This is a genomic window from Succinivibrio faecicola (assembly GCF_019448115.1).
Lineage (GTDB): Bacteria > Pseudomonadota > Gammaproteobacteria > Enterobacterales > Succinivibrionaceae > Succinivibrio > Succinivibrio faecicola.
The window spans coordinates 48121-59386 of record NZ_JAGFNY010000009.1 but is presented as its reverse complement, the minus strand read 5'-3'; the positions used below and the strand labels follow the sequence as shown (position 1 = coordinate 59386).

Sequence of the window (11266 nt, the reverse complement as noted above, 5' to 3'; positions counted from 1 at the left end):
CAAAAATAAGCTCCAAAAAATTCAAATTTTGGCGCTTAGCAAAAATAAGCTCCAAAAAATTCAAATTTTGGCGCTTAGCAAAAATAAGCTCCAAAAAATTCAAATTTTGGCGCTTAGCAAAAATAAGCTCCAAAGTATAAACGGCTCTCAATAATCACAAGTAAGTGTGACTTCAAGATGATCCATATTTTTAAAGAAACAACGTACTAATTTAGTGTGAAATAGGCAGATCACTTTCGTGATTTTTAGCAATCGTTAATAATATGTTTTTATCCAAAGAAAAACCTCGATCTTTTCAGACCGAGGTTTTTCAAAGCTTAAATTAGTTAATTAAGCCTTTTTTGGCATTTCAAAGTGACCAATTGTAGCAACTGGGCCATACTTGTTCTCGCCATCGGTACCCTTTAAGCACCAGAAAACGATTAATGCAATGTAAGCAACTAAAGCTAAGAACATTAAAATCTTCATAATGGTTACAAAAGCTAAAGACTCACATGCAAATGCTAAACCTAAACAGATTAAAGCAAGAACAATACATGCATATGGAGCAATAATGTATAAACCAGACTTATTGGTGTCGTGTAGACGACGAACCTGGATTGCCAGTGATGGAATCAGTGTGAATAAAGCCCATGCGTAAGTAATAAGTGTACCTAAATATGGGATCGCACCTAAAATCTGAACTACAATATTAGCCAAGAATAAAGTTAATACGAAGTACCAGAACTGAGCACGAGTAGCACGGCCCTTGAAGTTGAAGTAATTGTTTTTAAACTCGTATAAAGCGATACTTAAAAACTCAGGCATTTTTTTCTCCAGAAAGAATAATAAATATAATCAAACAAAATTGGCACCTTATGGTGCCTTAATTCTAGTCCTTTTTCTCTAATGAAACTGACATTTCCATTATAGAAGTAGAACCCTTTTTATCGATGTTGAACTCAACATCCTGCTCAGAATCAATTTGAATGTATTTTTTTAATACTTCAAAAATTTCCTGACGTAGCTTTGGCATGTAATCAGGGGTGTCTCTACCTGCACGATCGTTAATCAGAACAAGGTGTAAACGCTCCTTGGCAGAAGTTGCTGAACTTTCTGTCTTATCTTTGAAAATAGCATCAGAAATTGCCTTAAGTAATGACATAACACAACTCCTTATTTCTTAAAGATCTTACCAAAGATACCTTTCTTTTCGGTTACAAAGCGCAGTGGCACCTCGTTACCTAAAAGTCTTTCAACCGCATCCTCATATGCCTTACCTGCATCAGACTGAGCGTTAAGAATAATAGGGTTACCTGAGTTTGATGCCTTTAGGACATCAGGTGACTCTGGAATAACACCTAACAGAGGAATTGTAAGTAATTCTTGTACGTCTTCAACTGAAAGCATTTCTGCTTTTTTTACACGACTTGGAACATAACGGGTTAATAGAAGCTTTGCAGCAACAGGCTCAAGCTCTAACTCGCTTCTGCGTGATTTTGCGTTTAGAATACCGATGATGCGGTCTGAATCACGAACAGATGAAACCTCAGGATTTGTTGTAACAATAGCTTCGTCAGCAAAGTAAAGTGACATTAAAGCACCTGTTTCAATACCTGCAGGGCTGTCACATACAACATATTCAAAGTTCATATCGTCAAGTTCGCGGAAAACCTTCTCAACACCATCATAGGTTAAAGCATCTTTATCTTTTGTCTGAGATGCTGGAAGAACGAAAAGATTATCTACGTGGCGATCTTTGATTAGCGCCTGATTGAGTTTTGCTTCACCCTGAATTACGTTGATGAAATCGTAAACAACACGGCGCTCGCAGCCCATGATAAGGTCGAGGTTTCTAAGACCAACGTCAAAATCGATAACAGCAGTTTTGTGTCCTTTTTTAGCAATACCAGTTGCAATAGCTGCTGATGATGTTGTCTTGCCAACACCACCCTTACCTGATGTTACAACGATAACGTGGATATTCTTAAAAGGCTCTTTCTTTGTAGATTCTTCTTTTTTCTCTTCTGTCACAGTTTCTTTCTTTTCTTCTTTAGCTTCACTCTTAACTTCAGCAGTTTCCTGTGTCTGTTCTTTTAATTCTTCGTCTTTCTTTTCAAGTTCTGACATACTTTTTATCCGTAATTTGTTGATATAAAAACTTATAGTTCACAGTAGCACAATGATCGTTCATTTAATGTAATTTTCAGATCAACTTTCTTGTTGCACAGCTTGCTGACACTTTCAATCTGTTCCATGTCATCTGCAGTCTGATACTGACCTGCAATAGCAACAAGAGTCGGTCTGAAAGTTCCGTTTATATATATAAACGCATCTTTCATTCCACTGCAATCTTTATTTTTAGGTGAACCTGCATAAACTTCACCTTGCATATCACCATAAATGAAAACATTATGGGATGCTACTATTCTTGCTGTTCTTCCGACGTTACCAAAGACAACAACGGAATTGTCTACAGCATTTATCTGTTCACCGGCTCTGATGTTGCGATTTATCACAATAACAGGTTCACTAACCTTGACTTCATAAGGAACTCTTACTTCGTAAGGTTCTTTAATATGTACAGGAACCTGAACTTCAAGTGTCTTTGTAATTACCTTTGGCTTGAAGTTTTCTTCTCGCATTCTTGCAAACCTGCTTGAATTTACCACAGGAATTCCCATGGAAATTAGTGTATTTGCACGCTGCTCATTTACAGCACCAGAAAGTCCGATAAGAAACAGACCATATTCCCTACAGGTTTTTACAAGCATACTGTAATCAAGATCGTTAAGATAATTAACCATCGAAATATCGATAACTACAGGAGTATTTAAATATGCCTCCTGATTTGGTTTTATCTTGCTTTCAAGAAATTCTCTAAGCTCTTTTACAGAACCAGATAAGAGAGTTACAGTATTGAACGAATAACCTGTTCGAGACATACTTGCAGCAGAATTTAGACTGTTGCTGTTTGTATTGTCCATATTTACTTTCTTATCCTTTTAACCTGTCATGAAATCAGTTAATTTTATCACAAGTTAATATAAAAATAAGCCACAAAGAATTGCTTAAGTGCATATATTTGTCATTAAAAACAGTATGGTAAGACATAAAAAACGTCTGTTTTTATACCGCGTGAAAATTTTGCATTAAATTACTTAGAACAGAATTAGATTGATAAAGTGCTTATGTCTAAACAAACAGGACCGGTTCACTATATTCACATCAAATGAAAATATCCTTTAGCAAACATTTAAAAAATGAAAAACTCTATAATTTTTATTCCAAAATAAATAATATGACAAATATCAGAATTTTGATGTGTATCACAAAAGCAATCTGCCATAATTTCAAGTTCATTGTGTCAGTTTGTGTGCATATTTTGTGTTTTATATAATACGGTTGATGAATATATAAAAGAGTGGAGTAAAAAAAAGGATAACAAGATGAGTGATACACTTGTTTATGTATATAAAAGTGAGAAAAAGAGCGGTCGGTACCTTTATCTTAAGAACAAGGATATGTTTTCTTTAGTTCCAAATGAATTGTTAAATGCTTTCGGTCCATTAAAGTATGTAATGATGTTTGCCTTATCAAAGCACAAGAAAATTGAGAAGATAAGTGTACAAGAGCTTGAAAAAGCACTTGATGAGAAAGGTTATTTCATAAGAATTGATCTTTTATCAGATGAAGAAAACCTGATAAATCAGGAGCGAAAGTACAGAGGCCTTGCTCCTTTGTCAAAAGAAGAGCTTGATGATATGTTCAAGTAAAATCTAACACTTAGACCGTGTAAGGATTTTCTCTGATTTCATCTTCGATTGTAGAATCTTCACCATGACCTGGAAGAATAGCTGTACTTTTATCAAGAGTGTACAGCTTTTCTTTTATGCTACTGATAATCGCATCGTAACTGCCAAGAGGAAAATCTGTTCTTCCAATTGATCCTGCAAACAGAGTATCACCTGTTAATACGAATTTTTTAGCCTCTGAATAGTAGCAAACTCCACCTGGTGTATGTCCAGGAGTGTGAATAACCTTTAAAGAGAATCCTTCAATTGGAATAATAATATCCCCATCATTCAGATACTGAGTGTTGAACTGTTCACATTCAGGTAGACCAAATGCCTGAGCCTGCATTCTTATATTCTGTAAAAGAGGTGCATCTTCAATTTCAGGACCCATTATTTTTGCGCCTGTAAGCTTAGCAAGTTCATAAACACCACCTACATGATCAAGATGCATATGTGTAATGAGAATAGTCTTTAGTTTTAGGCCATTCTTTTTAATAAAATCTGCTATCTGCAAAGCACTGCCGCCAACATCAACAGCAAAACACTCTAGACTTTCATCATCTACAAATATTCTGCAGTTTTGCATGAATGGAGTTACACATATCCTCTGATAAGCTATTGCCATAAAAAATCCTACATTACAGCTATTTCAAGGCCCTTAAGATAGAATGTTTCTGGGCATGGCAGTGATACGACATGATCAGCATCCTGTCTTAGTGTAGAGATAATTCTACCGTCAACACCAGCATCAAGAGCTGCATCAGATACTATTTTTTGGAATAAAGCAGAATCAACAAGCCCTGAGCATGAGAAAGTAAGTAATCTACCACCTTTTCTCACCAGTTTTAGACCCAGTCTGTTAATATCCTGATAACCTCTGCATGCTTTTTTAAGATTTGCTGCACTTTCAGCAAACTTAGGAGGATCAAGAATAACAAGATCGTATTTAACTCCCTTTTCAACCTGTTCTCTTAAATAGGCAAAAACATCCTTTTTTAGGAATCTGCAGCGACCCGGATCAAGATGATTGAATACAACACCAGCTTTTGCCTTCGACAGAGCATTTTCTGATACATCAACATTCTCAATTCTTTTTGCTCCGCCTTTAAGGGCCCATAATCCAAAGCCGCCTGTATAGGAGAAGCAGTTTAGAACCTCAGCATTTTTAGATAGTGTTGATGCCTTTATTCTGCTAAGACGCTGATCAAGATAAGCGCCTGTTTTGTGGCCGTTTTTAATGTCTACAGGAATATATACCTGACCTTCTTCTTTGACATATATGCAATCATCAGGCTCTTTACCGCATACAACGCCGCATCTTGGTTTTAAGCCTTCCTTTAATCTAGATTTGGTATCCGATCTCTCATAGATAGAGCAGTTTGGATAAATCTCATTGAATGTTTTTGTAATGACATCTTTGAATCTTTCCATTCCAGCGGATGAAATGGAATATACGATAAACTCATTATATTTGTCAGCAATAAGTCCTGGCAGCAGATCACCTTCAGAACTTACAAGTCTGACACCGTCGTTGCCTCTGTCAAAAACATTTTTTCTAAGTGATACAGCCTGTCTTATTCTGTCTGCAATAAGCTCATCAGTAATCTTGATATTCTCATCAAAAGAGATTGCTCTTACAGTTATCTGAGACTTTGGTGATGCAAGACCATAACAGAGAAACTCACCCTGACTTGATACAACCTTTACGCTATCACCAGATGAAAGATCGGATGGAATTGAAGATAAAGCCTTTGAGAAAATCCATGGATGACGGCGTAGAAGAGATTTTTCACGACCTTCATTTAAGGTTAGAGTATAAATGGAGTCAGACATTTTGTTTCCTGAAAAATAAAATTAACTGATGGGTATATGCCTTTAGCAGTCAGAAAAGACAATATTAAATCATTGTTCGTATTGTATCACAGCTGCTGATTATATTTGATTTGCTCATTTTGCATATTTCAAACATATATATAACATTTTGATGTCATATTTTTTACTATTTTTGTATATACATACAATTCTGTTTTTTGTGTCTTTGACTTAGTTTTTTGGCAAAATTAAAATAAAGTAAAATTAAAGTTTGTTTATATCGATTGTATGTAACCAAAACTAAATAGTTACTGTATTACGGATAATCCATGATAGATTTAAATAAATTTACAAAACATAAGAAGTTTAAAAAATATCTTGTCATTAGTGTTGTATCAGCTCTTGCCCTTTCTTTTGCTAGCTGTCAGTTTTTTAAAAGCGATGCTCCAAGTTATATGACTGTGACCGCAAAGAACAGAGATATTTCTAAAAAGGTTTTTGCAACAGGTACTATTGCAGGTGTAACACAAGTAGATGTCGGTGCACAGGTATCAGGCCAGATTTTAAAGCTTTATGTAAATACTGGTGATGATGTTAAAAAAGGTCAGCTTCTTTGCGAAATTGATCCGAAAATTCAGGAAACAGCACTAAAAACAGCAAAGGCACAAGTAGAGATCATAGATGCTCAGATTTCATCAAAACAGGCCGAACTTAAAAAACTGCGTCTTGAGTATGACAGACAAAAACGTCTCGTGAAACTTGATGCCACATCAAAGCAGGATATGGAGGTTTCAGAAGCTAGCTATCAGATGGCTTTAGCATCCTTAAAAGAGTTAAATGCTCAAAGAGCAAAAGCACAGTTAAGTGTAGATGACGCCATAACAAATCTTGGTTATACAAAGATACTTGCACCAATGGATGGTACTGTATATGCAACAGTTGTAACAGAAGGTCAGACTGTTAATGCAAATCAGACAACTCCTACAATTCTGCGTCTTGCAACATTAGATAAGATGAAGGTAAAAACAGAGATTTCAGAGGCGGATGTTGTAAATGTTGTTCCTGGAATGGACTGTTCATTTACTGTTTTAGGTCTTCCATTTAGAGTATTTAAAGGAAAGCTAGACAGAATTGATCCTGCACCATCTTCCTATGAGTCAGCAAGTCAGTCATCATCTAATTCATCTTCTCAGTCAGGCAGCTCAACAGCTGTTTACTACAATTCTGACATTATTGCAGAGAATAAGGACAGAATACTTAGAATTGATATGACAGCTGATGTGACAATAGAAATTGCAAATGCAAAGAATGTTCTGTCTTTACCTCTGTCTGCTATGAGAAAAATACATGATAAGACAGGTACTGTATTTGTGCTTTTAGATGGAAGTGTAAAAGAAAAGGAAGTTCAGATAGGTCTTAAAGATGATCAGTTCATTCAGATTGTTTCAGGCCTTAGTGCAGATGATGAAGTTGTTATCGGCGATGATGTGAAAAGTGCTGAAGCAAAGGCTCAGGAAAACAGCAGAAACAGAAGAGGCCCATTTTAATGTCTGAGGTCATTCTGTCGCTTAAGGGAATAAAAAAATCCTATGGTTCAGACAGTGCCAGGGTTGAGGTTCTTCATGGCATTGATCTTGATATCAGACGTGGTGAACTTGTAGCCATTATTGGTCCTTCAGGATCTGGTAAATCAACTTTAATGAATATTATAGGCTGTCTTGATACACCATCTGAAGGTTCTTACTTTGTAGGTGACAAGAACACATTTAATATGCAGCCAGATGAACTTGCATCTTTAAGACGAGGCTTCTTTGGATTCATTTTCCAAAGATACCATCTTTTAGGACATTTAAGTGCAACAGAGAATGTTCAGGTCCCATCAGTCTATGCACTGACAGACAAGGCCCAAAGAGAGAGCAGATCTGTAGAGCTTCTATCAATGCTTGGTCTTGAAAACAAGACACAGTCAAAACCATCAGAGCTATCAGGCGGTCAGCAGCAGAGAGTTTCAATTGCAAGAGCACTGATGAATGGCGGACAGATTATTTTAGCAGATGAGCCAACTGGTGCGCTTGATTCAAAATCAGGATCAGAGGTGATGCGCATTTTATCTGATCTAAATAAAAAGGGGCATACCATTATCATGGTAACCCATGATCCAAGAATTGCAGCGCATGCGCACAGAGTTATTACAATTGCTGATGGAAAAATTGAATCTGACAGAATAAATGAGGATGTTCCTGACTATTGTGATTGTGATAATCATGAATCATTTGAATCATCTAAAAAGCTGAATATTATCTCAGCCTTTGTAGAGAGTTTTAAAGAAGCTTTTACAATGGCAATAAGAGCAATGGTTGCTAACAGAATGAGAACATTACTGACCATGCTCGGTATTATCATCGGTATCATGTCGGTAGTATGTGTGGTAGCTTTGGCAAGAGGTGCATCTGACAAGGTTATCGAAAATATCTCCTCAATGGGAACCAACACTATTACCATTATGCCTGGTGCGAAAATGGGCGATATGCGATCAGGCAGATTCAGAACACTCAATGTTAAGGATTTAAAGGCATTAAAAGGTCAGCCTTATGTTGATTCAGCATCCCCTACAGTTCAAAACAGCGGACTTGTACAAAAAGGAAATATTGATGCTACTGCAACTGTTATGGGCGTATCGGATGAGTACTTTAGAGTATATGGTATGCAAATAGCAAAAGGCAGATTCTTTAATTCATATGAGTCAGTTATGGCACCTCAGATAGGTGTGATTGACAATATGACAAAGAAAACCTTGTTCCCATTTGAAGAGCCGATAGGAAAAAGGATCTTTGTCATGGGTAAACCCATAACTGTTGTAGGAGTACTTACAGATAAGGAGATTGCCTTTACAAGAAGGGACAGTCTCAATATCTATGTACCTTATACTACTCTGATGAACAGAATCATAAAACAGAACTATATTTCATCTATAATTGTAAGAACAAAGGACGGTTTCTCTCCTGCTGTAGCAGAGGCATCTATTACCTCACTTTTGAAAAACAGACATGGAAGAAAAGACTTTTTTATGATGAGTTCTGATACCATCATGAAATCCATATCAGAGACAACAGGAACCTTTACGGTTCTTATATCTGCAATTGCAGTCATTTCTTTATTAGTTGGCGGTATAGGTGTTATGAATATCATGCTTGTATCTGTTACAGAGCGCACCAGGGAAATCGGAATCAGAATGGCTGTAGGTGCAAGAGAGAGGGATATAATGTCTCAGTTTTTAATTGAATCTGTCACGGTCTGTATTGTAGGCGGTCTTCTAGGTGTAAGTCTATCCTTGCTTACAGGTTTGGTTCTTTTTTATCTTGCCCCTGCAATCCCGTTATCATTTTCAATAGGATCAATCATTGTTGCTGTTGTTACATCCATGGCAATCGGTGTGGCCTTTGGCTATGCTCCTGCAAGAAAGGCAGCAAGACTAAATCCTATAGATGCACTAGCAAGAGAATAAGGAGTTTATATGCAGGAAAGTTCAGTTTTGGATCTTGAAAACCTATGTGGTGTAGATCCTCTTGTAAATACATTTTGTGAGCTTATCTCATATGATACTAAAGCTGATCCTGATTCAACAACTGTACCATCATCAGTAGGACAGTTAAGATTCGGCGCCTATCTTCTTTCTGCTATCAATAAGCTAGGTCTTAAAGGCGTGCAGGATAATAACGGTGTAGTTAGTGTCTCTATACCTGCAAGTGAGGGGATGGAAAATGTAAAATCACTTTGTCTTCTTGCTCATATGGATACAGCACCTGATAAATCTGGTGCAGATATAAAGCCTGCTCTTGTAAAGAATTATGATGGCAGTGGAATAAGACTTGCAAACTCCCTTGTCATTGATGAGAGTGTATCTTGTGCATTAAAGGAATTTAAAGGTCAGGACATCATTGTTACAGATGGAAATACACTTTTAGGTGCAGATGATAAGGCTGGCATTGCAATACTACTTCGACTGATGCATGAAATCTGTGTGGATTCAAATTTAAAGCACGGACCATTAAAGATTATTTTTTCTGTAGATGAGGAAATTGGTAAATCCACAGATCATCTAAGTGTTTCAGATATTGATTGCAATTACGGTGTAACTGTTGACGGTACAAAAGAAGGTGAGCTTGATATTGCAACTTTCAATGCCTATGGAGCAGTTGTCAATTTTAAAGGCAGAAGTGTTCATACTGCTGTTGCATACAAGACACTTCACAATGCACTTATGATTGCAAATGAGTTTATAAATATGCTCCCAGCATCGCAAAGACCTGAGACAACTTTAGGTGATGAAGGTTTTTATCATATTCATGATCTGTCAGGCTCTACAGATAGTGCAACACTAAAAATGATAATAAGAGACTTTACAAAAGAAGGCATGGAACAGAGGCTTGAAACTGTAAGGTCAATAATATCCTTTTTAAATAACAGATACTCAAAAGATACAGTAGATGCCAAATTTACCTTCCAGTATGCTAATATGGCGGACGTTTTAAAGGATCATGAGGATTATATTTCTTTAATTAAAGATGCTTACAAAGATGCTGGAGTGAAAGTTTCACTAAATAAGGTAAGAGGCGGCACTGACGGCTCAAATCTTTCAAACAGAGGACTTCCAACTCCTAATATATTCACAGGTGGACTTAACTGTCACGGTCCGTATGAATGCCTTGTTGTATCCTCATTTAACAAGGCATATTCTGTTGTAAGAAATCTTGTAACATCCATGCATAAACTGTCTTAGGAATAAAAATGCCATTAGTTTTACTTACAGGTGCAAAAGGTCAGGTCGGTCTTGAACTCAATCAGGTTCTTTTAGAGCAGGGCTTTAAGGTTTTAGCATGCTCTCACAGTGATCTTGATATTACAAATGAGCAGGAGATTTCATCCTTATTTGAATCATCAAAGATTGATCTTGTCATTAACAGTGCAGCTTATACAGCTGTTGATAAGGCAGAGGATGAAAAAGAACTTTGCTATGCCGTAAATGCTTTAGGTCCAAAGCTTTTAGCAAGAGAGTGCATAAAGTATGACATTCCTCTAATTCATATTTCCACTGATTATGTTTATGACAATAATACACAAAAAGAGCATACGGAAAATGATGAGGTTGCTACCCATTGTGAGTATGGCAGAACAAAACTGTTTGGCGAAAGATTTATTTTAGAATCCGGCTGTAAATATGTAATTTTAAGATCATCTTGGATTTTCGGTCGATATGGAAAGAATTTTGTTAAGGCAATGAGAAATCTTGCAAAAACAAGAGATTCTTTAAAGGTCGTTGCAGACGAGCTTGGCAATCCGACATCTGCAAGAGCTTTAGCTGAAGATATTGGCATGATTGCAAATCTTATTTTCAAAACAGACTTTGATGACTTTGGTATTTATAATTACTGCTGTACACCTGCAATCAACAGAAATGATTTTGCAAAGATAATTATAGACAGAGCTGCAAAACTAGGTCTTGTTGACCATCGTGTAGATGTCCTGATGACCACTCAAAAAGAGTTTGGCGCAAAAGCTCAAAGACCAAATGATTCAAGAATGAGCTGTGACAAATTTGAAAAAACATTCAATGTAAAAATGAGAGACTGGTCTTATTATCTAGATGAGACTCTGTCTGCTGAATAGATATAAAGAAC

The 11266-nt window shown here is 36.6% G+C and carries 11 protein-coding genes; 5 read left to right on the top strand and 6 right to left on the bottom strand.

Features of this window, described 5'->3' with window-relative positions:
* Positions 1-330: 330 nt before the first annotated feature.
* The 4 genes from J5V48_RS04175 to minC all read right to left on the bottom strand — a co-directional run bounded on the left by J5V48_RS04175 (position 331) and on the right by minC (position 2966).
* Positions 331-807, bottom strand: coding sequence for a DUF805 domain-containing protein (locus J5V48_RS04175; protein WP_219937306.1), 477 nt, complete (start codon positions 805-807; stop codon positions 331-333).
* A 64-nt stretch (positions 808-871) separates the two neighbouring features.
* Entirely contained in the window at positions 872-1144 is a 273-nt protein-coding gene (minE, locus tag J5V48_RS04170; RefSeq protein WP_219937305.1) for a cell division topological specificity factor MinE, read from the bottom strand.
* Positions 1145-1155: 11 nt separating this feature from the next.
* Positions 1156-2109 carry a septum site-determining protein MinD gene (gene minD, locus J5V48_RS04165; protein WP_219937304.1) on the bottom strand — a complete coding sequence of 318 codons (954 nt, stop codon included), beginning with the start codon at positions 2107-2109 and terminating at the stop codon, positions 1156-1158.
* Between the two features lie 32 nt (positions 2110-2141).
* Positions 2142-2966 carry a septum site-determining protein MinC gene (minC, locus tag J5V48_RS04160; RefSeq protein ID WP_219937303.1) on the bottom strand — a complete coding sequence of 275 codons (825 nt, stop codon included), beginning with the start codon at positions 2964-2966 and terminating at the stop codon, positions 2142-2144.
* 462 nt (positions 2967-3428) lie between these two features.
* Between minC and J5V48_RS04155 the strand changes: the two genes are divergently transcribed.
* Complete coding sequence (locus J5V48_RS04155) at positions 3429-3755, top strand: YcgL domain-containing protein (protein WP_219937302.1); 327 nt, start codon at positions 3429-3431, stop codon at positions 3753-3755.
* A gap of 10 nt (positions 3756-3765) precedes the next feature.
* Here the strand turns inward: J5V48_RS04155 and J5V48_RS04150 are convergent, their stop codons facing one another.
* Positions 3766-4401, bottom strand: a complete 636-nt coding sequence (locus J5V48_RS04150) for an MBL fold metallo-hydrolase (protein ID WP_219937301.1) — start codon at positions 4399-4401, stop codon at positions 3766-3768.
* 8 nt (positions 4402-4409) lie between these two features.
* Positions 4410-5609, bottom strand: coding sequence for a class I SAM-dependent rRNA methyltransferase (locus J5V48_RS04145; RefSeq protein WP_219937300.1), 1200 nt, complete (start codon positions 5607-5609; stop codon positions 4410-4412).
* A gap of 308 nt (positions 5610-5917) precedes the next feature.
* Here J5V48_RS04145 and J5V48_RS04140 point away from each other — a divergent pair, with 308 nt between their 5' ends.
* Genes J5V48_RS04140 through rfbD form a run of 4 tightly spaced genes read left to right on the top strand, consistent with a single transcriptional unit; the run spans position 5918 to position 11255 of the window.
* On the top strand, positions 5918-7135 hold the full coding sequence (locus J5V48_RS04140; RefSeq protein WP_219937299.1) for an efflux RND transporter periplasmic adaptor subunit: 1218 nt from the start codon (positions 5918-5920) through the stop codon (positions 7133-7135).
* A complete protein-coding gene (locus J5V48_RS04135; protein WP_219937298.1) occupies positions 7135-9093 on the top strand; it encodes a MacB family efflux pump subunit in 1959 nt (652 codons plus the stop codon). The genes J5V48_RS04140 and J5V48_RS04135 overlap by 1 nt, the downstream gene beginning before the upstream one ends.
* A 9-nt stretch (positions 9094-9102) precedes the next feature.
* Positions 9103-10368 (top strand): peptidase T, encoded by a 1266-nt coding sequence (gene pepT / locus J5V48_RS04130; RefSeq protein WP_219937297.1) that lies wholly within the window; start codon positions 9103-9105, stop codon positions 10366-10368.
* An 8-nt stretch (positions 10369-10376) separates the two neighbouring features.
* Positions 10377-11255: a dTDP-4-dehydrorhamnose reductase gene (rfbD, locus tag J5V48_RS04125; RefSeq protein WP_219937296.1), complete on the top strand. Its 879-nt coding sequence runs from the start codon at positions 10377-10379 to the stop codon at positions 11253-11255.
* Positions 11256-11266 lie beyond the last annotated feature (11 nt).

Coding starts and splice junctions, on each gene's coding strand:
- J5V48_RS04175 (WP_219937306.1), bottom strand. CDS start 807: ATGCCTGAGTTTTTAAGTATCGCTTTATACGAGTTTAAAAACAATTAC.
- minE (WP_219937305.1), bottom strand. CDS start 1,144: ATGTCATTACTTAAGGCAATTTCTGATGCTATTTTCAAAGATAAGACA.
- minD (WP_219937304.1), bottom strand. CDS start 2,109: ATGTCAGAACTTGAAAAGAAAGACGAAGAATTAAAAGAACAGACACAG.
- minC (WP_219937303.1), bottom strand. CDS start 2,966: ATGGACAATACAAACAGCAACAGTCTAAATTCTGCTGCAAGTATGTCT.
- J5V48_RS04155 (WP_219937302.1), top strand. CDS start 3,429: ATGAGTGATACACTTGTTTATGTATATAAAAGTGAGAAAAAGAGCGGT.
- J5V48_RS04150 (WP_219937301.1), bottom strand. CDS start 4,401: ATGGCAATAGCTTATCAGAGGATATGTGTAACTCCATTCATGCAAAAC.
- J5V48_RS04145 (WP_219937300.1), bottom strand. CDS start 5,609: ATGTCTGACTCCATTTATACTCTAACCTTAAATGAAGGTCGTGAAAAA.
- J5V48_RS04140 (WP_219937299.1), top strand. CDS start 5,918: ATGATAGATTTAAATAAATTTACAAAACATAAGAAGTTTAAAAAATAT.
- J5V48_RS04135 (WP_219937298.1), top strand. CDS start 7,135: ATGTCTGAGGTCATTCTGTCGCTTAAGGGAATAAAAAAATCCTATGGT.
- pepT (WP_219937297.1), top strand. CDS start 9,103: ATGCAGGAAAGTTCAGTTTTGGATCTTGAAAACCTATGTGGTGTAGAT.
- rfbD (WP_219937296.1), top strand. CDS start 10,377: ATGCCATTAGTTTTACTTACAGGTGCAAAAGGTCAGGTCGGTCTTGAA.